This window comes from Franconibacter helveticus LMG 23732 (assembly GCF_000463115.2).
GTDB classification, from domain to species: domain Bacteria; phylum Pseudomonadota; class Gammaproteobacteria; order Enterobacterales; family Enterobacteriaceae; genus Franconibacter; species Franconibacter helveticus.
Genome location: NZ_AWFX01000057.1, coordinates 95,313 through 118,763, shown reverse-complemented (window position 1 = coordinate 118,763; position 23,451 = coordinate 95,313). Strand labels below are relative to the sequence as shown.

General features: G+C 56.0%; 26 protein-coding genes. 19 read left to right on the top strand and 7 right to left on the bottom strand.

The window, feature by feature from the left end; translation table 11 throughout:
* Window positions 1-250 precede the first annotated feature (250 nt).
* The 13 genes from livK (at window position 251) to ugpQ (ending at window position 11,487) form a co-directional block, all read left to right on the top strand.
* Complete coding sequence (gene livK / locus DW56_RS20040) at window positions 251-1,360, top strand: high-affinity branched-chain amino acid ABC transporter substrate-binding protein LivK (protein ID WP_024552076.1); 1,110 nt, start codon at window positions 251-253, stop codon at window positions 1,358-1,360.
* A 60-nt stretch (window positions 1,361-1,420) separates the two neighbouring features.
* Complete coding sequence (gene livH / locus DW56_RS20035) at window positions 1,421-2,347, top strand: high-affinity branched-chain amino acid ABC transporter permease LivH (protein ID WP_024552075.1); 927 nt, start codon at window positions 1,421-1,423, stop codon at window positions 2,345-2,347.
* The gene (locus DW56_RS20030; protein ID WP_024552074.1) at window positions 2,344-3,615 is read left to right on the top strand and encodes a high-affinity branched-chain amino acid ABC transporter permease LivM; all 1,272 of its coding nucleotides are present in this window, start codon (window positions 2,344-2,346) and stop codon (window positions 3,613-3,615) included. The genes livH and DW56_RS20030 overlap by 4 nt, the downstream gene beginning before the upstream one ends.
* Window positions 3,612-4,379, top strand: a complete 768-nt coding sequence (gene livG / locus DW56_RS20025) for a high-affinity branched-chain amino acid ABC transporter ATP-binding protein LivG (RefSeq protein WP_024552073.1) — start codon at window positions 3,612-3,614, stop codon at window positions 4,377-4,379. Before DW56_RS20030 ends, livG begins: the two co-directional genes overlap by 4 nt.
* Before the next feature lies 1 nt (window position 4,380).
* Entirely contained in the window at window positions 4,381-5,094 is a 714-nt protein-coding gene (livF, locus tag DW56_RS20020) for a high-affinity branched-chain amino acid ABC transporter ATP-binding protein LivF (RefSeq protein ID WP_024552072.1), read from the top strand.
* Window positions 5,095-5,197: 103 nt separating this feature from the next.
* Entirely contained in the window at window positions 5,198-5,497 is a 300-nt protein-coding gene (locus DW56_RS20015) for a hypothetical protein (protein ID WP_024552071.1), read from the top strand.
* A gap of 96 nt (window positions 5,498-5,593) precedes the next feature.
* On the top strand, window positions 5,594-5,815 hold the full coding sequence (locus DW56_RS20010; protein WP_024552070.1) for a type II toxin-antitoxin system Phd/YefM family antitoxin: 222 nt from the start codon (window positions 5,594-5,596) through the stop codon (window positions 5,813-5,815).
* The gene (locus tag DW56_RS20005; protein ID WP_024552069.1) at window positions 5,812-6,180 is read left to right on the top strand and encodes a type II toxin-antitoxin system death-on-curing family toxin; all 369 of its coding nucleotides are present in this window, start codon (window positions 5,812-5,814) and stop codon (window positions 6,178-6,180) included. The genes DW56_RS20010 and DW56_RS20005 overlap by 4 nt, the downstream gene beginning before the upstream one ends.
* A gap of 175 nt (window positions 6,181-6,355) precedes the next feature.
* Window positions 6,356-7,675 carry a sn-glycerol-3-phosphate ABC transporter substrate-binding protein UgpB gene (gene ugpB, locus DW56_RS20000; RefSeq protein WP_024552068.1) on the top strand — a complete coding sequence of 440 codons (1,320 nt, stop codon included), beginning with the start codon at window positions 6,356-6,358 and terminating at the stop codon, window positions 7,673-7,675.
* Between the two features lie 270 nt (window positions 7,676-7,945).
* Complete coding sequence (gene ugpA / locus DW56_RS19995) at window positions 7,946-8,833, top strand: sn-glycerol-3-phosphate ABC transporter permease UgpA (RefSeq protein ID WP_024552067.1); 888 nt, start codon at window positions 7,946-7,948, stop codon at window positions 8,831-8,833.
* Window positions 8,830-9,675: a sn-glycerol-3-phosphate ABC transporter permease UgpE gene (ugpE, locus tag DW56_RS19990; protein ID WP_024552066.1), complete on the top strand. Its 846-nt coding sequence runs from the start codon at window positions 8,830-8,832 to the stop codon at window positions 9,673-9,675. The genes ugpA and ugpE overlap by 4 nt, the downstream gene beginning before the upstream one ends.
* A 1-nt stretch (window position 9,676) precedes the next feature.
* Window positions 9,677-10,750: a sn-glycerol-3-phosphate import ATP-binding protein UgpC gene (locus DW56_RS19985; RefSeq protein WP_024552065.1), complete on the top strand. Its 1,074-nt coding sequence runs from the start codon at window positions 9,677-9,679 to the stop codon at window positions 10,748-10,750.
* Window positions 10,747-11,487 (top strand): glycerophosphodiester phosphodiesterase, encoded by a 741-nt coding sequence (gene ugpQ / locus DW56_RS19980; RefSeq protein ID WP_024552064.1) that lies wholly within the window; start codon window positions 10,747-10,749, stop codon window positions 11,485-11,487. The genes DW56_RS19985 and ugpQ overlap by 4 nt, the downstream gene beginning before the upstream one ends.
* On the opposite strand, the gene DW56_RS19975 is transcribed toward ugpQ, so the two are convergent.
* Complete coding sequence (locus tag DW56_RS19975) at window positions 11,484-11,972, bottom strand: DUF2756 family protein (protein WP_024552063.1); 489 nt, start codon at window positions 11,970-11,972, stop codon at window positions 11,484-11,486. The genes ugpQ and DW56_RS19975 overlap by 4 nt on opposite strands.
* Window positions 11,973-12,103: 131 nt before the next feature.
* Between DW56_RS19975 and ggt the strand changes: the two genes are divergently transcribed.
* The gene (ggt, locus tag DW56_RS19970) at window positions 12,104-13,858 is read left to right on the top strand and encodes a gamma-glutamyltransferase (RefSeq protein ID WP_024552062.1); all 1,755 of its coding nucleotides are present in this window, start codon (window positions 12,104-12,106) and stop codon (window positions 13,856-13,858) included.
* A 53-nt stretch (window positions 13,859-13,911) separates the two neighbouring features.
* On the opposite strand, the gene DW56_RS19965 is transcribed toward ggt, so the two are convergent.
* Complete coding sequence (locus DW56_RS19965) at window positions 13,912-14,532, bottom strand: trimeric intracellular cation channel family protein (protein ID WP_024552061.1); 621 nt, start codon at window positions 14,530-14,532, stop codon at window positions 13,912-13,914.
* A 418-nt stretch (window positions 14,533-14,950) separates the two neighbouring features.
* Between DW56_RS19965 and DW56_RS19960 the strand changes: the two genes are divergently transcribed.
* A complete protein-coding gene (locus DW56_RS19960; RefSeq protein ID WP_024552060.1) occupies window positions 14,951-15,337 on the top strand; it encodes a hypothetical protein in 387 nt (128 codons plus the stop codon).
* Between the two features lie 26 nt (window positions 15,338-15,363).
* Here DW56_RS19960 and DW56_RS19955 read toward each other — a convergent pair whose 3' ends face one another.
* The 5 genes from DW56_RS19955 to DW56_RS19935 form a co-directional block, all read right to left on the bottom strand.
* Window positions 15,364-16,167: a MetQ/NlpA family ABC transporter substrate-binding protein gene (locus DW56_RS19955; protein WP_024552059.1), complete on the bottom strand. Its 804-nt coding sequence runs from the start codon at window positions 16,165-16,167 to the stop codon at window positions 15,364-15,366.
* A 23-nt stretch (window positions 16,168-16,190) separates the two neighbouring features.
* A complete protein-coding gene (locus DW56_RS19950; protein WP_024552058.1) occupies window positions 16,191-16,859 on the bottom strand; it encodes a methionine ABC transporter permease in 669 nt (222 codons plus the stop codon).
* Window positions 16,852-17,874: a methionine ABC transporter ATP-binding protein gene (locus tag DW56_RS19945; RefSeq protein ID WP_024552057.1), complete on the bottom strand. Its 1,023-nt coding sequence runs from the start codon at window positions 17,872-17,874 to the stop codon at window positions 16,852-16,854. Before DW56_RS19945 ends, DW56_RS19950 begins: the two co-directional genes overlap by 8 nt.
* A gap of 257 nt (window positions 17,875-18,131) precedes the next feature.
* A complete protein-coding gene (gene yhhY, locus DW56_RS19940; protein ID WP_024552056.1) occupies window positions 18,132-18,632 on the bottom strand; it encodes an N-acetyltransferase in 501 nt (166 codons plus the stop codon).
* A 245-nt stretch (window positions 18,633-18,877) separates the two neighbouring features.
* A complete protein-coding gene (locus DW56_RS19935; RefSeq protein WP_161808558.1) occupies window positions 18,878-19,396 on the bottom strand; it encodes a bactofilin family protein in 519 nt (172 codons plus the stop codon).
* 409 nt (window positions 19,397-19,805) lie between these two features.
* Between DW56_RS19935 and DW56_RS19930 the strand changes: the two genes are divergently transcribed.
* The 4 genes from DW56_RS19930 (at window position 19,806) to gntK (ending at window position 23,436) form a co-directional block, all read left to right on the top strand.
* The gene (locus tag DW56_RS19930) at window positions 19,806-20,846 is read left to right on the top strand and encodes an oxidoreductase (RefSeq protein ID WP_024552054.1); all 1,041 of its coding nucleotides are present in this window, start codon (window positions 19,806-19,808) and stop codon (window positions 20,844-20,846) included.
* A gap of 118 nt (window positions 20,847-20,964) precedes the next feature.
* Window positions 20,965-21,660 carry a pirin family protein gene (locus DW56_RS19925; RefSeq protein WP_024552053.1) on the top strand — a complete coding sequence of 232 codons (696 nt, stop codon included), beginning with the start codon at window positions 20,965-20,967 and terminating at the stop codon, window positions 21,658-21,660.
* 100 nt (window positions 21,661-21,760) lie between these two features.
* Entirely contained in the window at window positions 21,761-22,756 is a 996-nt protein-coding gene (gene gntR / locus DW56_RS19920; RefSeq protein WP_024552052.1) for a gluconate operon transcriptional repressor GntR, read from the top strand.
* 155 nt (window positions 22,757-22,911) lie between these two features.
* Window positions 22,912-23,436 carry a gluconokinase gene (gntK, locus tag DW56_RS19915; protein WP_024552051.1) on the top strand — a complete coding sequence of 175 codons (525 nt, stop codon included), beginning with the start codon at window positions 22,912-22,914 and terminating at the stop codon, window positions 23,434-23,436.
* Window positions 23,437-23,451: the final 15 nt, after the last annotated feature.

Sequence of the window (23,451 nt, the reverse complement as noted above, 5' to 3'; positions counted from 1 at the left end):
TATATGGCTCTTAATATCGATATTTTATGCTGAAAGCTGCGCTTTTTTTTGTTTATCTCCGCGATAATACAGAATATTATCTCTGCTTAATCGCCTGAAAAATAGAGGATTTAGTTAGTATCCTACGGAATTACTACGCTAACCCATTAAAGAAACAGGCAAAAATAGCGTTGTCTATAAATTCGACAGAATAATTTTTAACCATAATAAAACCAATTAGTCACTCACGTCACAAATGGGGTATTTGAGGATGAACAGGAACGCGAAGTCATTTATCGCGGGGATAGTTGCACTGGCGGTATCGCAAGCGGCTTTAGCGCAGGAAATTAAAGTCGCTGTAGTGGGTGCAATGTCCGGGCCGGTAGCGCAGTGGGGCGATATGGAGTTCAACGGCGCGCGTCAGGCGATTAAAGACATCAATGCCAAAGGCGGCATCAAGGGCGACAAGCTGGTGGGCGTGGAATATGACGACGCCTGCGATCCCAAACAGGCCGTGGCGGTAGCGAATAAAATCGTCAACGACAATATCCGTTATGTTATTGGTCACCTCTGTTCTTCTTCCACGCAGCCTGCGTCGGATATCTATGAAGATGAAGGCATTCTGATGATAACGCCGGGCGCCACCAATCCCGAGCTGACGCAACGCGGCTACCAGATGATTATGCGCACGGCGGGCCTCGACTCCGCGCAGGGGCCCACCGCCGCGAAATACATTCTGGAGACGGTAAAGCCGCAGCGCATCGCCATCATTCATGACAAGCAGCAGTACGGCGAAGGGCTGGCCCGCTCGGTGCAGGACGGCCTGAAAAAAGGCGGCGCCAACGTGGTCTTTTTTGACGGCATTACCGCAGGCGAGAAAGATTTCTCGGCGCTGCTGTCGCGCCTGAAAAAAGAGAACATCGACTTCGTTTATTACGGCGGCTACTACCCGGAAATGGGCCAGATGCTGCGCCAGGCGCGCGCTACGGGCCTGAAAACCCAGTTTATGGGGCCGGAAGGGGTAGGCAACGCTTCGCTTTCCAACATTGCGGGCAATGCCGGCGAGGGGATGCTGGTCACTATGCCGAAACGCTATGACCAGGAGCCTGCCAACCAGAACGTGGTGGCGGCGCTGAAGGCGGAGAAAAAAGATCCGAGCGGACCTTACGTCTGGATAACCTACGCCGCCGTACAGTCGCTTGCTACCGCGCTTGAACGCGCCGGCAGCCGCGAGCCGGCGGATTTGATTAAAGACTTAAAAGCGAACGGTGCGAATACCGTGATTGGGCCGCTGAACTGGGATGAAAAAGGCGATCTGAAAGGATTTGAGTTTGGTGTCTTCCAGTGGCACGCCGACGGATCGTCCACAGTGGCGAAATAAGGCGAGGCGCTTGTGCATCCCCCTGCGGGGCAACCCCGCAGGATTAAAGAAGGTTACGTTATGTCCGAGCAGTTCCTCTATTTTCTCCAGCAGATGTTTAACGGCGTCACGCTGGGCAGCACCTATGCGCTGATAGCCATCGGCTACACCATGGTTTATGGCATTATCGGCATGATCAACTTCGCCCATGGCGAGGTTTATATGATTGGCAGCTATGTGTCGTTCATGATCATCGCCGCGCTGATGATGATGGGCATCGACACCAGCTGGCTGCTTATCAGCGCCGCGTTTGTGGGGGCGATTGTTATCGCCAGCGCCTACGGCTGGAGCATTGAGCGCGTGGCCTACCGCCCGGTGCGCAGCTCCAAGCGCCTGATTGCGCTTATCTCCGCCATTGGTATGTCTATCTTCCTGCAAAACTACGTTAGCCTGACAGAAGGCTCGCGCGACATTGCGCTGCCGAGCCTCTTCAACGGCCAGTGGACGATCGGCAGCAGCGAGAATTTCTCTGCAAGCATTACCACCATGCAGCTGGTTATCTGGGTGGTGACGGTGCTGGCGATGCTGGCGCTGACGCTGTTTATCCGCTACTCGCGCATGGGCCGCGCCTGCCGCGCCTGCGCCGAAGACCTGAAAATGGCGAGCCTGCTTGGCATTAACACCGACCGCGTGATTGCGCTGACCTTTGTGATTGGCGCGGCGATGGCGGCGGTAGCGGGCGTGCTGCTCGGGCAGTTCTATGGCGTAATCAACCCCTACATCGGTTTTATGGCCGGCATGAAAGCGTTCACCGCCGCCGTGCTGGGCGGCATCGGCAGCATTCCGGGGGCGATGATCGGCGGGCTGATTCTTGGCGTAACCGAAGCGCTCTGCTCCGCTTATCTCAGCACTGAATATAAAGACGTGGTCTCTTTCGCGCTGTTAATCGGCGTATTGCTGGTGATGCCGACCGGCATCCTGGGCCGCCCGGAGGTGGAAAAAGTATGAAACCGATGCATGTTGTCGCGGCCATTCTTTCCGCCGCCATGTTCTTCGTGCTGGCGTCCGTTTTCATGGGCGTGCAGTTAGGGCTCGACGGCACCCGTCTGGTAGTGGGTTCCGCCGCCGATGTGCGCTGGGAGTGGATCTTTATCGGCACCGCCGTGGTCTTCTTCTTCCAGCTGCTGCGCCCGTTCTTTCAGCAGAGTATGAAAAAGGTCTCCGGGCCGAAGTTTATTCTGCCCGCCATTGATGGTTCCACGGTAAAGCAGAAGCTGTTCCTGCTGCTTCTGCTGCTGGTGGCGGTAGCCTGGCCGTTTATGGTTTCCCGCGGTACGGTAGACATCGCCACCCTGACCATGATTTACATCATTCTCGGCCTTGGCCTGAACGTGGTGGTAGGGCTTTCCGGCCTGCTGGTGCTGGGTTACGGCGGCTTTTACGCCATCGGCGCTTACACCTTCGCGCTGTTGAATCACTACTACGGTCTGGGCTTCTGGACCTGCCTGCCGCTCGCAGGGCTGGTGGCAGCGGCGGCGGGCTTCCTGCTCGGCTTCCCGGTGCTGCGTTTGCGCGGCGACTATCTGGCGATTGTGACGCTGGGCTTTGGCGAAATCGTGCGTATTCTGCTGCTCAACAATACCGAGATTACCGGCGGCCCGAACGGCATCAGCCAGATCCCGAAACCGACCTTCTTCGGGCTGGAGTTCAGCCGCACCGCGCGCGAAGGAGGCTGGGACACCTTCAGCAACTTCTTCGGCGTGAAGTACGACCCGTCCGACCGCGTCATCTGGCTTTACATGGTGGCGCTGCTGCTGGTGGTGTTCTCGCTGTTTGTCATCAACCGTCTGCTGCGCATGCCGCTGGGCCGCGCCTGGGAGGCGTTGCGTGAAGATGAAATCGCTTGCCGTTCGCTGGGCCTGAACCCCACGCGCATCAAGCTGACCGCCTTTACTATCAGCGCCGCGTTCGCCGGTTTCGCCGGAACGCTGTTTGCCGCGCGTCAGGGCTTCGTCAGCCCGGAATCCTTCACCTTTGCGGAGTCCGCTTTCGTGCTGGCGATTGTGGTGCTGGGCGGCATGGGCTCGCAGTTCGCGGTCATTCTGGCTGCCATTCTGCTGGTGGTTTCCCGTGAGCTGATGCGTGATTTGAATGAATACAGCATGCTGGTGCTGGGCGGCCTGATGGTGCTGATGATGATCTGGCGCCCGCAGGGGTTGTTGCCGATGACGCGCCCGCAGCTGAAACTGAAAAGCAGTAAAGGAGAGCAGGCATGAGTCAGCCATTATTATCCGTCAGCGGCCTGATGATGCGCTTTGGCGGCCTGCTTGCCGTTAACAACGTCTCGCTGGAGCTGCGTCCTCAGGAGATAGTTTCGCTGATTGGCCCGAACGGCGCCGGAAAGACCACCGTCTTTAACTGCCTCACCGGTTTTTACAAACCCACCGGCGGCACCATTTTACTGCGTGACCAGCATCTGGAAGGGCTGCCGGGGCAGCAAATCGCCCGCCTGGGCGTGGTGCGTACCTTCCAGCACGTCCGCCTGTTTCGTGAAATGACGGTGATTGAAAACCTGCTGGTGGCGCAACACCAGCAGCTCAAATCGGGTCTTTTTTCCGGCCTGCTGAAAACCCCGGCGTTTCGTCGCGCCCACAGCGAAGCGCTGGATCGCGCCGCCACCTGGCTTGAACGCATTAACCTGTTGCAGCACGCCAACCGCCAGGCGGGCAACCTTGCCTATGGCGACCAGCGCCGTCTGGAGATCGCCCGCTGCATGGTCACGCAGCCGGAAATTTTAATGCTCGACGAACCGGCCGCAGGTCTTAACCCGAAAGAGACCAAAGAGCTGGACGAGCTTATTGTCGAGCTGCGCAACCATCACAACACCACCATTCTGCTGATTGAGCACGATATGAAGCTGGTGATGGGTATTTCAGACCGTATCTATGTGGTCAATCAGGGGACGCCGCTTGCCAACGGCACGCCGGAGCAGATCCGCAACAACCCTGACGTTATTCGCGCTTATCTCGGTGAGGCATAAGATGGAAAATGTGATGTTGTCTTTTGACCGGGTGAGCGCCCACTACGGTAAAATCCAGGCGCTGCACGAGGTAAGCCTGCACATTAAGCAGGGCGAAATCGTCACGCTTATCGGCGCCAACGGCGCCGGGAAAACCACGCTGCTCGGCACGCTTTGCGGCGATCCGCGCGCCAGCACCGGCAAAATCGTCTTTGATGGTAAAGACATTACTGACTGGCAGACGGCGCGCATTATGCGCGAGGCGGTGGCGATTGTGCCGGAAGGTCGTCGCGTCTTTTCCCGCATGACGGTGGAAGAGAACCTGGCGATGGGCGGCTTTTTTGCCGACCGCTCGCAGTACAACGAGCGCATCCAGCGCGTTTACGAACTTTTCCCCCGCCTGCATGAACGGCGCATCCAGCGCGCCGGCACCATGTCCGGCGGCGAGCAGCAGATGCTGGCGATTGGCCGCGCGCTGATGAGCCAGCCGCGCCTGCTGCTGCTGGACGAGCCGTCGCTCGGCCTTGCGCCTATTATCATTCAGCAGATTTTCGACACCATCGAACAGCTGCGCAAAGAGGGCATGACCATCTTCCTGGTGGAACAGAACGCTAACCAGGCGTTAAAGCTCGCCGACCGCGGCTATGTGCTGGAAAACGGCCATGTGGTGCTGGAGGATACCGGCGAAGCGCTGCTGGCCAACGAGGCGGTGCGCAGCGCCTATCTTGGCGGGTAACGCACTTTTCCGTAAAAGGAGCCGCAAGGCTCCTTTTTTATTTCGCCTGTGCTATTTTGCGGCTGGTTAATTATTGAGCGCCAGATAAAGGCAAGGAGCCAGTATGCGTAAGTTAAAACTTTCTCTTTTGGTATTCACAGTCATCAGCCCGCTGGCCGCCCTCAGCGCTGCACCCGCCGTTCAGGAAAAGCTTAACCCGCGCGACCCGGCTATCTGGCAGGAAAAAACGCCGACGCCCACCGCCCGCGATATGGACGAACAGTGTCGTCGCGTACGTTATGCGCCCTGCGATTACGAGCAGCGAACCCAGACCGAGGCCGAGCGGGAAGCGGAGCGCAGGGAGATCAACCGCGCCTATAACCAAATCAAAAATGGCGAATGGAAAAAGGCCAGACCGCGTTAGTGCAGATAGCCCGCGCGGAAAGGGAAAGCGGGGCACAGATTTCTTTTTCATAACGTTCAATTGTACAATTAACTTGTACGTAAAAAGGAGCGACTTATGTTTACCATGAATTACAGCGAAGTCCGGCAAAATCTTGCCGCCGCGCTTGAAACGGCGTCATCCGGCACGCCGGTAACTATTGTCCGGCGCGGTCATAAACCGGCGGTGATTATTAGCGCCGAAGAGTTTGAGCGTTACCAGTCTGCAAAAATGGATGCTGAGTTTGACGCCATCATGGGCATTCACGGGAAAGAAATAAGGGAGCTGGCGGACAAATGACGCTGCAATTTATCTCAGCGGAAGAGATAGTGCTTTTCCATGACAAACTGTTGAGCGTTACTCCCGGTGTGGCGGGAATGGCTGACTCTGGCCGGGCAGAGGCGCTTCTTTATCGTGTTTTGAATAAATACGAATACGAAGGGATAACTGATATCTGGCTACTGGCTGCGATGCATCTGCTCGCTATTTCACGTGGCCATATCTTCAACGACGGCAATAAGCGTACGGCGCTGTTCATTACGTTGCTTTTTCTTAAGCGTAACGGCATAACGCTTCCCGCTAACCCCGCTTATGTTCAGATGACGGTTGACGCGGCCGCCGGACTTTTATCTCTTGAGGAAATTGCTCAACGCCTGCGCGGGTAGTCTTATTCCCGCCATATTACCTTCACGTTTCCATCATCCCGCCGCGTCCTTGTTGTCATTATTCTGTAAATAAAAAGTTATTTTTCTGTCATACGCGCATGTCATGTTACCTCGCGAGCATAAAGCGCGTGATTTCGCGCATCTCAAAAGACGCATAATCAGAGAGATAACAGACATGACAGCTTCGTTACGACGTACAGCAATTTGTGTGGCTCTGGGATGGGCGCTGAGCGGCCCGGCAATGGCCGCAACCACCATTCCATTCTGGCATTCCATGGAAGGCGAACTGGGTAAAGAAGTGGATTCGCTGGCGCAGCGTTTCAACCAGGCGCACCCGGAATACAAAATCGCGCCGGTTTACAAAGGCAACTATGAGCAGAGCCTGGCGGCGGGCATTGCGGCTTTCCGCACCGGCAACGCCCCGGCGATTTTACAGGTTTATGAGGTGGGCACCGCCACCATGATGGCGTCCAAAGCCATTAAGCCTGTGTACGAAGTCTTTAACGATGCTGGCATTAAGTTTGATGAAAGCCAGTTTGTGCCGACCGTAGCCGGTTATTACACCGACGCGAAAAGCGGGCACTTGCTTTCTCAGCCGTTCAACAGCTCCACTCCGGTGCTCTATTACAACAAAGACGCCTTTAAAAAAGCGGGCTTAGACCCGGAGCAACCGCCAAAAACCTGGCAGGATCTCGCCGCCTATACCGCGAAGCTGAAAGCGGCAGGCATGAAGTGCGGCTACGCCAGCGGCTGGCAGGGCTGGATCCAGATTGAAAACTTCAGCGCCTGGCATGGTCTGCCGGTCGCCACCAAAAACAACGGCTTTGACGGCGCTGACGCGGTGCTGGAGTTCAACAAGCCGGAGCAGGTGAAGCATATCGCCATGCTGGAAGCGCTGAACAAAAAAGGCGATTTCAGCTACTTCGGGCGCAAAGACGAGTCTACCGAAAAGTTCTATAACGGCGATTGCGCGATCACCACCGCCTCTTCCGGTTCGCTTGCCGATATCCGCCACTACGCCAAATTCAACTACGGCGTGGGCATGATGCCTTACGACGCCGAAGTGAAAGGCGCGCCGCAGAACGCCATTATCGGCGGTGCGAGCCTGTGGGTAATGCAGGGCAAAGACAAAGAGATGTACAAGGGCGTGGCGGAGTTCCTGAACTTCCTCGCACAGCCGGAAATCGCCGCCGAATGGCACCAGAAAACCGGCTACCTGCCCATCACTACGGCTGCTTACGACCTGACGCGCGAGCAGGGCTTCTATGACAAGAACCCGGGCGCGGATATCGCCACTCGCCAGATGCTGAACAAGCCGCCTCTGCCGTTCACTAAAGGGCTGCGCCTTGGCAACATGCCGCAGATCCGCACCATTGTTGACGAAGAGCTGGAGAGCGTGTGGACCGGTAAGAAAACGCCACAGCAGGCGCTGGATTCCGCCGTCGAGCGCGGCAACCAGCTGCTGCGCCGCTTCGAGCAGTCAACGAAATCCTGATAACGCGTCCCCTTCATCCTACCCTCTTCCCGCCGGGGGAGAGGGAACCGGCTGGCTTTAGCGTTATGAAAGCTCTGCGGAAATGAAAAAACCGCCGCTTAATAAAGATAAACGGTTTTCTTCCTCGCTCCGTCGGGAGAGGGCCGGGACGAGGGGATCAAGCGCAGGCGCGTCGTTGAATAAAGCGCGCCTGGCGGGTAGCGCCTTTTCCTTTTCATTTAAATCGCCGGGCGGCCTGTCCGCCGCCCGCTGCTGTTAACGAGTCACGCTATGTCTTCATCCCGTCCGGTGTTTCGCTCAGGCTGGCTGCCCTATGTGCTGCTGGCGCCGCAGCTTATCATCACCGTCATCTTTTTTATCTGGCCTGCCGGCGAGGCGCTCTGGTACTCCGTGCAGAGCGTTGATCCGTTCGGTCTGTCCAGCCAGTTTGTCGGGCTGGCGAATTTTACCCAGCTGTTCCATGACAGCTATTACCTGGATTCTTTCTGGACGACGATTAAATTCAGCACGCTGGTGACCGTCAGCGGCCTGCTGGTGTCGCTCTTTTTCGCCGCGCTGGTGGATTACGTAGTGCGCGGCAGCCGCTTCTACCAGACGCTGATGCTGCTGCCTTATGCCGTGGCGCCCGCCATCGCCGCCGTGCTGTGGATCTTCCTGTTTAACCCTGGGCGCGGGTTGATTACCCATGTGCTGGAGCATTTCGGTTATTACTGGAACCACGCGCAAAACAGCGGCCAGGCGATGTTTCTGGTGGTCTTTGCTTCGGTCTGGAAGCAAATCAGCTACAACTTCCTCTTTTTCTTCGCTGCGCTGCAATCTATCCCACGCTCGCTGGTGGAGGCCGCCGCCATTGACGGCGCAGGCCCTGTTCGCCGCTTCTTTAAGCTGGCGCTGCCGCTGATTGCGCCGGTGAGTTTTTTCCTGCTGGTGGTTAACCTCGTTTACGCCTTCTTTGACACCTTCCCGGTTATCGACGCCGCCACGGCGGGCGGGCCGGTGCAGGCGACCACCACGCTTATCTACAAAATTTATCGCGAAGGCTTCGCCGGGCTGGATCTCTCCGCTTCCGCCGCGCAGTCCGTCGTGCTGATGCTGCTGGTTATCGTGCTGACGGTTGTGCAGTTTCGCTATGTGGAAAAAAAGGTGCGCTACCAATGATTGAGAACCGTCGCGGGCTGGACATCTTTTGTCATGTGATGCTGATTATCGGCATCACCATCATCCTCTTCCCGCTCTACGTCGCCTTTGTGGCGGCCACGCTTGATAACCAGGCGGTGTTCGCCACGCCCATGACGCTGATCCCGGGCGGCCATCTGTGGGAGAACATGAGCAATATCTGGCGCAACGGCGTGGGCGCCAACAGCGCGCCCTTCTGGCTGATGCTGCTTAACAGCTTCATCATGGCCTTCAGCATTACGGTGGGCAAAATCGCGGTTTCTATTCTCTCCGCCTTCGCCATCGTCTGGTTCCGCTTTCCGTTGCGCAATCTTTTCTTCTGGATGATTTTCATCACCCTGATGCTGCCGGTAGAGGTGCGTATTTTCCCCACGGTCGAGGTGATTGCGAACCTGAAAATGCTCGACAGCTACACCGGGCTGACGCTGCCGCTGATGGCCTCGGCCACCGCCACCTTTCTGTTCCGTCAGTTCTTTATGACGCTGCCGGACGAACTGCTGGAAGCGGCGCGCATTGACGGCGCCTCGCCGATGCGCTTTTTCCGCGACATCGTGCTGCCGCTGTCAAAAACCAATCTGGCGGCGCTCTTCGTCATCACCTTTATCTACGGCTGGAACCAGTACCTCTGGCCGTTGCTTATCGTCAGCGACCCGGAGCTTGGCACCGCGGTGGCGGGCATTAAGGGGATGATTTCCCTTGGCGAGGGAAGCACCCAGTGGAACCAGGTGATGGCGGCGATGTTGCTGACCCTGATCCCGCCGGTGGTGATTGTTTTGGCAATGCAGCGCGCCTTTGTTCGCGGGCTGGTGGATAGCGAGAAATAAGATGGCAGGATTAAAACTACAGGCCGTGACCAAAAGCTGGGACAACGGCAAAACGCAGGTAATCCAGCCGCTGACGGTAGACGTGGCGGATGGCGAATTTATCGTGATGGTCGGCCCTTCCGGCTGCGGAAAATCGACGCTGTTGCGCATGGTGGCGGGGCTTGAGCGCGTCACCAGCGGTGATATCTGGATCGATCGCCAGCGCGTGACGGAGATGGAGCCGAAAGCGCGCGGCATTGCGATGGTGTTTCAAAACTATGCGCTCTATCCGCACATGAATGTGGAAGAGAACATGGCCTGGGGGCTAAAAATTCGCGGCATGGGTAAAAGCCACATCGCCGAGCGGGTAAAAGAGGCGGCGCGCATTCTGGAGCTTGACGGGTTGCTCAAACGCCGTCCGCGCGAGCTTTCCGGCGGCCAGCGCCAGCGCGTGGCGATGGGCCGCGCCATTGTGCGCGACCCGGCGGTGTTCCTGTTCGACGAGCCGCTTTCCAACCTCGACGCCAAACTGCGTGTACAGATGCGCCTTGAGTTGCAACAGCTGCATCGCCGCCTGAAAACCACCAGCCTGTACGTTACTCACGATCAGGTAGAAGCGATGACGCTCGCCCAGCGCGTGATGGTGATGAACAAAGGGGTGGCGGAGCAAATCGGCACGCCGGTAGAGGTTTACGAAAAGCCCGCCAGCCGCTTTGTGGCAAGCTTCATCGGCTCGCCAGCCATGAACCTGCTGGAAGGGCGGGTGAATGACGGCGGCACGCATTTTGACCTGAACGACGGCATGTCGCTGCCGCTCGGGCATCTGCATAAAACGCTCGCCGGACGTAAAGTGACGCTGGGTATCCGCCCGGAACATATTGCGCTAAGCTCACAAACCGCAGGCGGCGTGCCTTTGCCGCTCGATACGCTTGAGATGCTCGGCGCAGATAATCTGGCGCACGGGCGCTGGGGAGCGCAAAACGTGGTGGTGCGCCTGGCGCATCAGGAGCGCCCGCAGCCAGGCAGCACGCTGTGGCTGCGCCTGCCAGAGAATCATCTGCACTTTTTTGACGGTGAAACAGGACAACGACTATGAGCAACTGGCCTTACCCGAAAATCGTCGCCCATCGCGGCGGCGGCAAGCTGGCGCCGGAAAATACGCTGGCGGCGATGGATGTCGGGGCGCGCTTAGGTCACACCATGATTGAGTTCGACGCCAAACTCTCAGCCGACGGACATATCTTCCTGCTGCATGACGACACGCTTGAGCGCACCAGCAATGGCTGGGGCGTGGCGGGAAAATTAACCTGGGATGAACTGTTAAGGGTGGATGCGGGCGGCTGGTACAGCGGCGAGTTTAAAGGCGAGAGGCTGCCGCTGCTTTCCGAAGTGGCGCAGCGTTGCCGCCAGCACGCGATGATGGCGAATATTGAAATCAAGCCGACAACCGGCGTCGATGCCCGGACAGGAAAAGCAGTAGCGCTGGCTGCCCGCGAGCTGTGGCAGGGCATGACCGCGCCGCTGCTCTCTTCTTTTTCCATTGCCGCGCTGGAAGCGGCGCAGCAGGCGGCGCCTGAACTGCCTCGCGGTTTGCTGCTTGATGCCTGGCGCGATGACTGGCGCGCGCTGGCGGCAAGGCTCGACTGCGTCTCGCTGCATCTTAACCATAAGCTGCTGGACGAAGCGCGGGTGGCGCAGATTAAGTCCGCCGGGCTGCGCATTCTGGTCTATACCGTGAATGCGCCGGAGCGCGCCGCGCTGCTGCTTAGCTGGGGCGTAGACTGCATCTGCACCGACCGGATTGATGTTATCGGGCCGAACTTTGGCGCTTAAGGCCCGATAGTTTTCAGCGGCACGTTAGGCTGCGGCGTTATACCCGTGCTGTTAGTGTTCAGCGTGCCGTTATTTTCCTGCAACATATCGCCATTGCTTCTTTGCGGCAGCATATGGCTTTCCTGCGTCACTGTTGCGCTGTTGTTCAGCATTCTTTGCTCGCCGCCGCTGCTCAACATGCTGCCGCCGGTATTCGGCAAGACCTGTTGCGTTTGCGGGTTCAACTCGCCCGGCTGCGACTGCCGCATGCGCTGCGTGTTGTTGTTGATCTGCGCTTCAAGATGCTGTTGTTGCAGGCGGCTTTGCGATTGCACCTGTTGATTGAGCATGCTTTGCCGCTGGTTTTGATTTATCTGCATCTGCGTTTGCAGCCGCTGCTGGGCCGGGATCTGATAGCCTGGCAGGTTCGGGTTATTGGTGACATTCAGGGGCTGCGCCAGCGCGCAGCAGGGCAGCAAAGCCGCCATCAGCAATGTTCGTTTCATTCTCACTTCCTCCGTTTCGGGGGCATTCTTTTAGTGTATCTCCTTTATCGCACCACGATGATTTTTTAAGCATTGTGAACCAGGCTTAAGCGGGGGCTGGCCCCGTTCTGAGCAGGAGAGCAGCAATGACGATGAGGTGGAACATGGCACGCTGGGCCGTTATCCCGGCGCTGGTGGCAGGGTTATGTTTACCGGTGACGGCCGCGCCGCCGCCCACGGCGGCCCCTGCGCCGGTTTCCTACGGCGTTGAGCAGGATATTTTTCACCCGGTTCGCGCCCAGCACGGCATGGTGGCGTCCGTGGACGCGACTGCCACGCAAGTGGGGGTGGATATCCTGAAGCAGGGCGGCAATGCGGTGGATGCCGCCGTAGCGGTGGGCTTCGCGCTGGCGGTCACTCACCCGCAGGCGGGTAACCTGGGCGGCGGCGGTTTTATGATGCTGCGCACCAAAGAGGGCAAGGTCACCGCCATCGATTTCCGGGAAATGGCGCCTGCCAGAGCGACGCGGGATATGTTCCTTGACGAGCAGGGCAACGCCGACAGCAACAAATCGCTGACCTCGCATCTGGCGACCGGGACGCCGGGAAGCGTGGCGGGTTTCTCCATGGCGCTGGAAAAGTACGGCACCATGCCGCTTAACAAGGTGATCCAGCCTGCCATCCGGCTCGCGCGGGACGGGATAACCATCAACGAGGCGCTGGCGTCAGACCTGAAAACCTACGGCGCCGATATTCTGCCGCAACATGAAAACAGCAAAGCAATTTTCTGGAAGCCCGACGGCACGCCGCTGCAACAGGGTGAGAAGCTGGTGCAGACCAATCTGGCGAAAAGCCTGGAGATGATTGCCGAAACCGGCCCTGATGCTTTCTATAAAGGCCCGATTGCCGATCAGATAGCGCAGGAGATGGCGAACAACGGCGGGTTAATCACCAAAGAGGATCTGGCGAACTACAAAGCGGTTGAGCGTACGCCCATCAGCGGCGATTACCGCGGCTACCAAATCTTCTCTATGCCGCCGCCCTCGTCAGGCGGGATCCACATCGTGCAGATCCTCAATATTCTTGAAAACTTTGACCTGCATAAATACGGTTTCGGCAGCGCCGACAGCATGCAGCTGATGGCGGAAGCAGAAAAATACGCTTATGCCGATCGTTCGGAGTACCTTGGCGACCCTGACTTCGTGAAAGTGCCGTGGGAAGCGCTGACCAGTAAGGATTACGCAAAGTCGCTGGCCCAGCAGATAGACATCAATAAGGCGAAGCCGTCGAAGGAAATCAAGCCGGGCAATATCTCGCCTTATGAAAGCAACCAGACCACGCATTTCTCGGTTGTGGATAAAGACGGCAACGCGGTCGCGGTCACTTACACGCTTAACACCGATTTCGGCAGCGGCATTGTGGCGGGCAACACCGGCATTCTGCTGAATAACGAAATGGACGATTTCTCCGCCAAGCCGGGCGTACCGAACGTTTACGGGCTGGTGGGGGGCGATGCTAACGCCGTGGGGCCGAAGAAGCGTCCGCTTTCGTCTATGTCGCCGACCATCGTGGTGAAAGAGGGTAAAACCTGGCTTGTGACCGGAAGCCCGGGCGGCAGCCGCATTATCACCACCGTTTTGCAGATGATAGTCAACACGGTGGATTACGGGATGAACGTGGCGGAAGCGACCAGCGCGCCGCGTTTCCATCACCAGTGGCTGCCGGATGAGCTGTGGCTTGAGAAAGGGTTTAGCCCGGACACGCAGAGGCTGTTAAAAGAGAAAGGGCAGAACGTGGCGGTGAAAGAGGTCATGGGCAGCACCCAGAGCATTATGGTCGGCCCGGACGGCATGCTTTATGGCGCTTCGGATCCGCGCACGCTGGATGACCTGACCGCAGGGTATTAAGCCATGCCTGCATAGCGGACAAACGGGTAGCGGGGATAACGCTACCCGTTTTCTTAGCCGTGCGGGTTTTCCCGGTAGTGAAACGCAGGCAGCCCGAGCCTGAAACGCAGCGCCAGCAGCCGCGCCGTAAAGCCAAAAAGCAGCGTCGCCATCACCACCGCGTCGTGGCTGGCTACCACGTGTTGCAGCGCCAGGTAAAGCACGGCGGAAGCAAAAGAGACGCTGGCGTAAATCTCTTTTTGAAAGACCAGCGGTATGCGCTTGCAGAACAGGTCGCGAAGCACGCCGCCAAAAACGCCGGTAATAACGGCCGAAACCGACGCGATAACCGGGCTGTGTCCCATATCCAGCGCCACCTGCGCGCCGATTATCGAAAACACCACCAGGCCCAGCGCATCCAGCAGCAGAAACAGGCGGCGCAAATAGGGCATAACGGGAGCGACAAAGGTAGTAAGCACCGCCGCCGTGGAGACAATAATGAGATACTCCGGATGCGCCACCCAGCCCAGTGGATAATGGCCCAGCAGGATATCTCTGATAGAGCCGCCGCCAATCGCCGTTACCGCCGCGATGATAATAACGCCAAAGGTATCCATGCGGCGACGGCCAGCCGCCAGCGCGCCTGTCATGGCTTCGGCGGTAATGCCGATAAGATAAAGTACATGCAATAACATCGTTTCCTCCCGTCAGGCGCGCAGAGTAACGAGTTGTGATGAAGCTCACGACTGAGAATTTCTTAAGTGAAGCGAGAAGGATTAGTTTTTCCCGGGGTATTTTAAATTTTAATCGTTACTAAACATTATCTTAGATAAATTGACTTCTGTTTTATCTATTACTTATTTCTATCACTAAACGCCGGGTTCCTGCCCGTTTTGCTGTTAAACCAAGGGCGATATAGCGGGATCGCGTTGGCGTAACTTATACCGTTTTACCCTTTTGATAGTTTTACGCTATTAAAACAGGCAAATTTTCAGAATATGATCCGGATCATTGAAAAGGCGGCCCGGGGTTCTGACAGCCTTTATCTATTATAGAAACAACTGTATTTTAGAAAAATTATATAAATAACTTATTGTATTTACGCATTCTAAAATGAAACTGATAGCAATTTATCTTAGCGCGATAGCGGCGTCGGGCACCGCATTGCTGCTTTACAATTTGCATGCGCTCAACCCGGCGGAAAAACTCTCTGACCTGGCTTTATGCGAGGCGGAGGGACAGGCATATTTTATTAATCGCGATCCGCAGGCTTACCGGCATATTTTGCAGGAAATTGAAAAACGCAAGCGTGAACAGTTATTTACCATTAACACTCGCTCCTGCGGCCTGTTCGGGCTTGCCAGCGCGGTTAATAAACAGCAAAGCCGCACGCAGCAAATTGAACTGGCGTTAAATGGCATGCGGGAGTTGGCAAACGCCCTGAGTAAACAGCAGCAGAAGAGAGCAAATCAGGCCTACTATGGCGTAACCAACAAATAAAAAAGGAGCCGAGGCTCCCTTATTTTTTAGTTATTTACCGGAATAACCGCGCCTTTGTATTTGGTGCGGATCCAGTCCTGAATTTCTTTGGAATGCAGCACGTTCACCAGCGCGACGATATCTTTTTTCTTCTCGTCGCCGCGATGAACGGTAATGATGTTGGCGTACGGGTTATTTTCACCGCTTTCCACCGCAATCGGATCTTTTACCGGATCAAGACCCGCGTCGATGGCGTAGTTGGCGTTAATCACCACCGCGTCGCCTTCATCATTGGCGTACATTTGCGGCAGCAGCGAGCCTTCCACGTTCGGGAGGAATTGCAGTTTTTTCGGGTTTTCCACCACGTCGCTGATGCGCGCCGCCACTTTATCCACGCCCGGCTTCAGTTTAATGACGCCCTCTTTTTCAAAGATAGAGAGAATACGGCCTTCTTCCGCCACGGCGTCACGCATAATCACTTTGCCGCCCTGGGGCAGATCTTTCAGCGATTTGTATTTTTTTGAATAAATACCGATCGGCTCAATATGGATGGCGCCTGCGCTGACGAAATCATAGGTTTTATCGTCGGCGTGATCTTTAAGCACGCTGTTCAGGTACGGGATATGCTGGAAATAGTTGGCGTCGATATCATGGCTCGCCAGCGCGGTATTCGGCAGGATGTAATCCTGGAAAGGACGAATTTCGAGATCGATGCCCTGTTTTGCCAGAATAGGTTTGGCCTGCTCCAGAATTTCCGCATGCGGAACGTTAGACGCGCCGACGGTTAAGGTATCAGCCCAGGCGGAGAAACTTAATGTGGCGGCGGCAATCAGTGTCAGAACTTTTTTCATGGGATTTATTCTCTGTTGTGTGTTTAGCGTTTGTCTAAATACTTCGTCAGCGCGTCGCCTGCGAACTGAATAATAAAGACGATGACGAGGATAGTTACTGTTGCCACCAGAGTGACATCGTTGTGGTTACGCTGGAATCCTTCCAGATAAGCCAGGTTGCCTAAACCGCCTGCGCCAATGACCCCGGCCATCGCGCTGTAGCTCACCAGCGCGATAAGCGTAACGGTAATACCGGAGACCAGCGCCGGCGACGATTCAGGAATTAACACCCGGAAAATCAGCGTGCTCAGACGGGCGCCCATAGAGCGCGTGGCTTCAATAACGCCTTTGTCCACTTCACGCAGGGCGATTTCGACCAGGCGCGCATAGAAGGGCGCCGCGCCGACAATCAACGCCGGCAGCGCGGCATTCGCGCCTAAAATGGTGCCAATGATCGTTTTGGTAAACGGTATCAGCAGCACAATCAAAATAATAAAAGGAATAGAACGGAAGACGTTTACCACAATGGAAATAACGCTGTAGAGGGTGCGGTTCTGGAATAAACTGCCTTTCGCCGTTAAAAATAACGCTAGCCCCAGAATCAATCCGAGAATAAACGTCGCGATACCCGACAGCGCCGTCATATAAAGCGTTTCCTGCGTGGCCGCAAACAGCTGCTCCCATTTGAGATGGGGAAAAAATGAATCAGCCACGTTGAATTACCTCACTCTGAATTTCATGCTGGCGTAAGTCGTTGAGAATATTTTCAAGCTGCTCCTGGGTGGCGTTGACATGCAGCCAGAGCTGGCCGAACACGCCCTGGGCGGTTTGCGTCATCCGCCCGTGGAGAATATTAAACGGCACGCCGTAGCGCAGCGTCAGCTCGCCGACGACCGGCTGGTGCGTGCTGGTGCCAACAAAGGTGAGCTTAATAATGGTGCCGCTCAGGTTATCGGCCAGCTCCGGCTGGAAGGCGTCATCGTCGTCATGCTGGCTGATCTGGCGAACAAACTGCCGCGTGATTTCTTTTTGCGGATGGGTAAAGACCTGTAGCACGTCGCCTTCTTCCACCACTTTTCCGTTTTCCATCACTGCCACGCGGTCGCAAATTTTTCGCACCACATGCATTTCATGGGTGATAAGCACGATGGTCAGGTTGAAGCGCGTATTAATGTCTTTCAGCAGATCGAGAATTTGATCGGTGGTTTGCGGGTCGAGCGCTGACGTCGCTTCGTCGCACAGCAGGACATCGGGATTATTGGCCAGCGCCCGCGCAATGCCCACGCGCTGCTTCTGGCCGCCGCTCAGACGGGAGGGATAGGCGTTTTCACGGCCTTTCAGACCGACCAGCTCCACCAGTTCCGCCACGCGCTTTTTAATATCCGCTTTGGGCACGCCGGCAATCTGCATGGAAAAAGCGATGTTTTCGCTGACGGTTCTCGACCACAGCAGGTTGAAGTGCTGGAACACCATGCTGATTTTCAGGCGCGCGCGGCGCAGCGCTTCGCCTTTGGCTGCTGAAATATCGTGATCGGCGATGACCACGCTGCCGGAAGTCGGTTTCTCAAGGCCGTTGAGCAGGCGTATCAGCGTGCTTTTCCCCGCGCCGCTGTAGCCGATAATGCCGTAAATCTGACCGCGCGCGATGGTAAGGTTCACGTCGTCAACGGCGGTCAGGCTCTCTTTTCCCGTCTGAAAAATTTTGGATATGTTTTTTAGAACAATCATTAACTTTATTTATCCTGCAAACTGTCATGCACGCTGAAAGGGCAAAGAGGGCGGATGAAGTTTTTTGCCTGGGGTGTTTTTCAGACAAATATATAGAGAGGGTTTATAGCTTTAAAATGACCAAAAAATATTTCATATGAATTTTGGCTATATGAAAAACAGTCAGGGCATAACGCGGCAGAATAAAAAAGGAAACGAGCGCGACGCCTGGAACAAACGGCGCCGCGCAGGAGGAGAGCGGAAGATAAAAGGGGCTTTTAGCGCGCTTTCATTCGCGCCATAAAAAAGGCATCAATATACTCGCCGTTGCGCAGCGCATACTGCTTGCCAGTGCCTTCGGTTTCAAAACCAAACTTGCGGTAGACCGCCAGCGCCGGCGCGTTATCGACAAATACCGTGAGTTCAATGCGCTCGATGCGCAGCCAGTTGTCGCAGAGGTTCACCATCTCCGCCATCAGCGCAGAAGCGACGCCGCGGTTGCGGTACGCCGGATGCACGCTCATGCCGAACGTAGCTACATGACTGCGGCGCGGGTTTTGCTCCACGGTAAGCGCAAGGTGGCCCGCCACGACATCATCAATGCAGCCCACCAGCTGACGCCGCCCCGCAGGCGGCTGGCTCATGCGCGCCTGCCACATTTCAAAAGACGGATGAGGAATTTGCAGCGTATCGTGGTAGACCTCCGCCATGGCGTTGAGCTGGCGCAGAGATTCGGTATCCCGGGCTTCGGCGTGACGGACAACCACGTGTAATGACATGCTGTTTTCTCCCTCGGTTAAATGTACTTTCACCTTCCGCCGTTTCGCTTATGGGGTCAACTGCCATTTTTTGCTAAAAATCGCTGGACACATGCGAATGATAATGATTATTATTGTCATGCGTTCAGGGCGTTCCCCAACGGAGTCACCTGAAAGCACGACATTGCTCACATTGCTTCCAGTATTTCTTAGCCAGCCGGGTGCTGGCTTTTTTTTTGCCTGAGCGCCACGGGGTGGGTTAACGCTCAGGCCTGCTTTTTGCCCTTTGCAGGCTGCGGGCCGACCATCGCTTCGCTTTCCGCCGCGTCGGGTTGTTCTACAGAAAAATCAATAATATTGGTCAGCGTTTCAGCCGGGAGCTGGTGTTCAGCCTGGCCGACCAGCGCGCCGCCTTTTTTAACGGCAAGCGTGGCGTAAGTGATGGCGCCGTGAATCTTTCCGTGTTCGTAGATATCAATGGAATCGGACCAGCATTCGCCCTTGACGGTGCCATCGACAATCAGTTCCCTGCTCGTAATATTCCCTTCCACCAGCCCGCTGCGCATAATTTTAATGATGCCGTCGCGGGAATCGATATTGCCGCGTACCGTGCCGTAAATATATACCTGCCCGGCGGCAGTAATATTGCCCTCAAAGTGCACGTCGGCGGCGACCAGGGTGTTGTTCTGTTTTTCTTCGCGCAGCGGCTCTTTTTCAACCGGGTGCGGCGTTTTCACGATTGTATTTTGCGGCGCCTCTGCCGTCGTTTTCATTTTTCCAAACATGGTAAAAACCTGCTGTTGTAAAGGATGAAGCATAAAAGCCAGTAAGGTCACGCCGGCGAGCGGCAGCGCCCAGTTCAGGAGGTGACAGAACCAGGCCGCGAGCGCGAGCGACCAGAAGCAGATTCCTGCATTTAAAAAGAGAAAACGCCGATCCATGGTGGCTTGCCGCGGCTCCGTTGCCCGTCTGTAAAAAGAGACATGCCCGGACTTTCCGGGGCGCGCATACTACCACGCGCCCTTAATGCTTCAGGCCTAAACGAATTCCTGATTTAAGGCCTTCGCAGGCATTTCCTAATGGAATCAACGAACCAGGAATAGTGAGGTTTTTGCATTCGGAAAAGCGCGCTGACTGGCGGATGTCGGCCCTGGGGGTTAAGGTAAGTTGAGTGTCTGCAATAAGGAAAAGAGTATGACCCTCAACTGCGCTTTTATTGGCTTTGGCAAAAGCACTACCCGCTATCACCTGCCTTATGTGCTTATCCGCAAAGATAAATTTCACGTGGCCCATATTTTTCGCCGCCATGAAAAACCGGAACTGGAACAACAGCCGCAGTATCAGCACATTCACTTCACCAGCAACCTTGACGACGTGCTGGGCGATGAATCGGTGAAGCTGGTGATTGTCTGCACCCACGCGGACAGCCACTTTGACTACGCGAAGCGCGCGCTGGAGGCGGGCAAAAATGTGCTGGTGGAAAAACCTTTCACGCCGACGCTTGCCGAGGCGCGGGAGCTGTTCGAGCTGGCGCGAAGCAAAGGGCTGACCGTAACCCCTTACCAGAACCGCCGCTTCGACTCCTGCTTCCTCACCACGAAAAAAGTGATCGAGAGCGGCAAGCTCGGGCAGATTGTCGAAATCGAAAGCCACTTCGACTACTACCGCCCGACGGCGGAAACCAAACCGGGCCTGCCTCAGGACGGCATGTTTTATGGCCTTGGCGTCCACACCATGGACCAGATAATTTCGCTGTTTGGCCGCCCGGACCATGTCAGCTATGACATCCGCAGCCTGCGTAATAAAGCCAATCCGGATGATACTTTTGAAGCGCAGCTGTTTTACGGCGACCTGAAAGCCATCGTTAAAACCAGCCATTTCGTCAAAATTGATTACCCGAAGTTTATCGTGCACGGCACCCAGGGCTCTTTCCTGCGTTATGGCATCGACCAGCAGGAGACCAGCCTGAAAGCGGGCGTGATGCCGGGCGAAGCCGGTTTTGCCGCTAACGAAGGCGAAGGGGTGCTTGAGTATGTAAATGGTGCGGGCGAAACCGTGCGCGAACAGGTGCAGGCCGAGCCAGGCGACTATGGCCGCGTCTATGATTCCCTCTATGAAACGCTGGTAAACGGCGCGCCAAATTACGTCAGAGAATCTGAAGTGATGACCAACCTTGAAATCCTTGAACGCGGTTTCGAGCAGGCATCACCCTCGACCGTAACCCTTGCCAGATAAGGCTTTCTGGCTCCTCTGTACTTGTTCATATTTTTTGAACAGAGGAGTCAATTTTCACCCTCTATGATCGATGCCGTTTCCGGTCCACACTTAGCGCATCTGATGAGGAGGGCACAACATGATCTACTTACGTAACGCAAATGAACGCGGTCACGCTAACCACGGTTGGCTGGACTCCTGGCACACTTTTTCTTTCGCCAATTACTACGATCCGAACTTTATGGGCTTCTCCGCGCTGCGGGTGATTAACGATGACGTGGTGGCGCCTGGCCAGGGCTTCGGCACCCACCCGCACAAGGACATGGAGATCCTGACCTATGTGCTGGAAGGGGCGGTAGAGCACGAAGACAGCATGGGCAACAAAGAGCAGGTGCCGGCAGGCGAGTTTCAAATCATGAGCGCCGGGACCGGGGTACGTCACTCCGAGTACAACCCGAGCAGCACCGAGCGTCTGCGTTTGTACCAGATTTGGATCATCCCTGAAAAAACCGGTATTGAGCCGCGCTACGAACAGCGCCGCTTCGATGCCGCCCAGGGCCGCCAGCTGGTGCTTTCCCCGGATGCCCGCGACGGCTCGCTGAAAGTCTACCAGGATATGGAGCTTTCCCGCTGGGCGATGGCGAAAGATGAGCAGGCGGATTACTCGATTGCCGCCGGGCGCCGCGTCTGGATCCAGGTAGTGAAAGGCGAAGTGACGGTCAACGGCACCAAAGCGACCACCAGCGACGGCCTCGCTATCTGGGATGAGCAAACGCTCTCTCTGCATGCCGACAGCGAAAGCGAAATTCTGCTCTTCGATCTGCCGCCGGTTTAATAACTTAACGCACTTCTCAACCTTCCCTGAAACTGGGGAAGGTTGAGCGTCGTCCGTGCTAGACTGAGCGGCAATTTTCACCTCACGCTTATTCAGGACGATGAAAAAGAAAAGACCGGTTCTTCAGGACGTAGCCGATCGCGTCGGCGTTACCAAAATGACCATCAGCCGCTACCTGCGCAATCCTGAGCAGGTTTCGGTGGCGCTACGGGGAAAAATTGCCGCGGCGCTGGATGATCTTGGCTACATTCCCAACCGGGCGCCGGATATCCTTTCTAACGCCACCAGCCGGGCGGTGGGCGTCCTGCTTCCCTCTTTAACCAACCAGGTATTCGCAGAAGTGCTGCGCGGTATCGAAAGCGTGATTGATGCGCACGGCTACCAGACCATGCTTGCCCACTATGGCTATAAGCCAGAGCTGGAAGAGGAGCGGCTGGAGTCGATGCTCTCCTGGAATATCGACGGCCTTATCCTGACTGAGCGAACCCACACCCCGCGCACGCTAAAAATGATTGAAGTGGCCGGCATTCCGGTGGTTGAGCTGATGGACAGCGTATCGCCATGCCTGGATATCGCCGTGGGGTTTGATAACTTCGACGCGGCGCGGCAGATGACGGCGGCAATCATTGCCCGCGGCCACCGGCACGTTGCTTATCTCGGCGCCCGCCTTGATGAGCGCACCATCCTGAAGCAAAAAGGGTATGAGCAGGCGATGCGTGATGCGGGCCTCACGCCGTATAGCGTGATGGTGGAGCAATCCTCTTCTTATTCCACCGGTATTGAACTGCTGCGCCAGGCGCGCCGGGAGTACCCTCAGCTCGACAGTATTTTCTGCACCAATGACGACCTTGCCATCGGCGCGGCGTTCGAATGCCAGCGCATGGGGCTGCGCATCCCGCAAGATATGGCGATTGCCGGTTTTCACGGTCACGACATCGGCCAGGTGATGGAGCCGCGCCTTGCCAGCGTGCTGACGCCGCGCGAGCGGATGGGGCGCATCGGCGCCGAGCGTTTACTGGCGCGCATTCGCGGCGAAACGGTAACGCCAGCGCTGCTTGATCTGGGTTTTACCCTGTCCACAGGCGGATCGATTTGATCGCGCAAATTTGATGTAGTTCACACTTATCCGCTTTCAAAAGCTATGGTTATTGCTAATTAAAAGTGTGGGTCGGACAATGTTACCGATAACTGTTACCCGTAACAAATTGCCCGTAACGATTTGTGTAATGCTGTGCCACCAGGAGCGACGCAATGAGCACAACCAATAACGATCACCATATTTTTGTCCTGATGGGCGTATCCGGCAGCGGGAAATCCGCCGTCGCCGCAGAAGTGGCGCACCGTCTGAACGCCGCGTTTCTGGACGGCGATTTCCTGCACCCGCGCCGCAATATCATGAAAATGGCGGCGGGCGATCCGCTGAACGACGATGACCGTAAGCCGTGGTTGCAAGCGCTTAACGACGCCGCTTTCGCCATGCAACGCACAAACAAAGTGTCGCTGATTGTCTGCTCCGCGCTGAAAAAGCGCTATCGCGATATCCTGCGCGACGGCAATCCGAACCTCTCTTTCATTTATCTGAAAGGCGACTTTGACGTTATCGAAAGCCGCCTGCGCGCACGGAAAGGCCATTTCTTCAAACCCCAGATGCTGGTAACGCAGTTTGAAGCGCTGGAAGAGCCGCAAAATGACGAAAGCGATGTGCTTATCGTTGATATCGACCAGACGCTGGACGAGGTGGTGAAAAGCACCATTGCGGTAATCAATCAAAAATAAAAGGCTATAAAAGTT

Coding starts and splice junctions, on each gene's coding strand:
- livK (WP_024552076.1), top strand. CDS start 251: ATGAACAGGAACGCGAAGTCATTTATCGCGGGGATAGTTGCACTGGCG.
- livH (WP_024552075.1), top strand. CDS start 1,421: ATGTCCGAGCAGTTCCTCTATTTTCTCCAGCAGATGTTTAACGGCGTC.
- DW56_RS20030 (WP_024552074.1), top strand. CDS start 2,344: ATGAAACCGATGCATGTTGTCGCGGCCATTCTTTCCGCCGCCATGTTC.
- livG (WP_024552073.1), top strand. CDS start 3,612: ATGAGTCAGCCATTATTATCCGTCAGCGGCCTGATGATGCGCTTTGGC.
- livF (WP_024552072.1), top strand. CDS start 4,381: ATGGAAAATGTGATGTTGTCTTTTGACCGGGTGAGCGCCCACTACGGT.
- DW56_RS20015 (WP_024552071.1), top strand. CDS start 5,198: ATGCGTAAGTTAAAACTTTCTCTTTTGGTATTCACAGTCATCAGCCCG.
- DW56_RS20010 (WP_024552070.1), top strand. CDS start 5,594: ATGTTTACCATGAATTACAGCGAAGTCCGGCAAAATCTTGCCGCCGCG.
- DW56_RS20005 (WP_024552069.1), top strand. CDS start 5,812: ATGACGCTGCAATTTATCTCAGCGGAAGAGATAGTGCTTTTCCATGAC.
- ugpB (WP_024552068.1), top strand. CDS start 6,356: ATGACAGCTTCGTTACGACGTACAGCAATTTGTGTGGCTCTGGGATGG.
- ugpA (WP_024552067.1), top strand. CDS start 7,946: ATGTCTTCATCCCGTCCGGTGTTTCGCTCAGGCTGGCTGCCCTATGTG.
- ugpE (WP_024552066.1), top strand. CDS start 8,830: ATGATTGAGAACCGTCGCGGGCTGGACATCTTTTGTCATGTGATGCTG.
- DW56_RS19985 (WP_024552065.1), top strand. CDS start 9,677: ATGGCAGGATTAAAACTACAGGCCGTGACCAAAAGCTGGGACAACGGC.
- ugpQ (WP_024552064.1), top strand. CDS start 10,747: ATGAGCAACTGGCCTTACCCGAAAATCGTCGCCCATCGCGGCGGCGGC.
- DW56_RS19975 (WP_024552063.1), bottom strand. CDS start 11,972: ATGAAACGAACATTGCTGATGGCGGCTTTGCTGCCCTGCTGCGCGCTG.
- ggt (WP_024552062.1), top strand. CDS start 12,104: ATGAGGTGGAACATGGCACGCTGGGCCGTTATCCCGGCGCTGGTGGCA.
- DW56_RS19965 (WP_024552061.1), bottom strand. CDS start 14,532: ATGTTATTGCATGTACTTTATCTTATCGGCATTACCGCCGAAGCCATG.
- DW56_RS19960 (WP_024552060.1), top strand. CDS start 14,951: ATGAAACTGATAGCAATTTATCTTAGCGCGATAGCGGCGTCGGGCACC.
- DW56_RS19955 (WP_024552059.1), bottom strand. CDS start 16,167: ATGAAAAAAGTTCTGACACTGATTGCCGCCGCCACATTAAGTTTCTCC.
- DW56_RS19945 (WP_024552057.1), bottom strand. CDS start 17,874: ATGATTGTTCTAAAAAACATATCCAAAATTTTTCAGACGGGAAAAGAG.
- yhhY (WP_024552056.1), bottom strand. CDS start 18,632: ATGTCATTACACGTGGTTGTCCGTCACGCCGAAGCCCGGGATACCGAA.
- DW56_RS19935 (WP_161808558.1), bottom strand. CDS start 19,396: ATGTTTGGAAAAATGAAAACGACGGCAGAGGCGCCGCAAAATACAATC.
- DW56_RS19930 (WP_024552054.1), top strand. CDS start 19,806: ATGACCCTCAACTGCGCTTTTATTGGCTTTGGCAAAAGCACTACCCGC.
- DW56_RS19925 (WP_024552053.1), top strand. CDS start 20,965: ATGATCTACTTACGTAACGCAAATGAACGCGGTCACGCTAACCACGGT.
- gntR (WP_024552052.1), top strand. CDS start 21,761: ATGAAAAAGAAAAGACCGGTTCTTCAGGACGTAGCCGATCGCGTCGGC.
- gntK (WP_024552051.1), top strand. CDS start 22,912: ATGAGCACAACCAATAACGATCACCATATTTTTGTCCTGATGGGCGTA.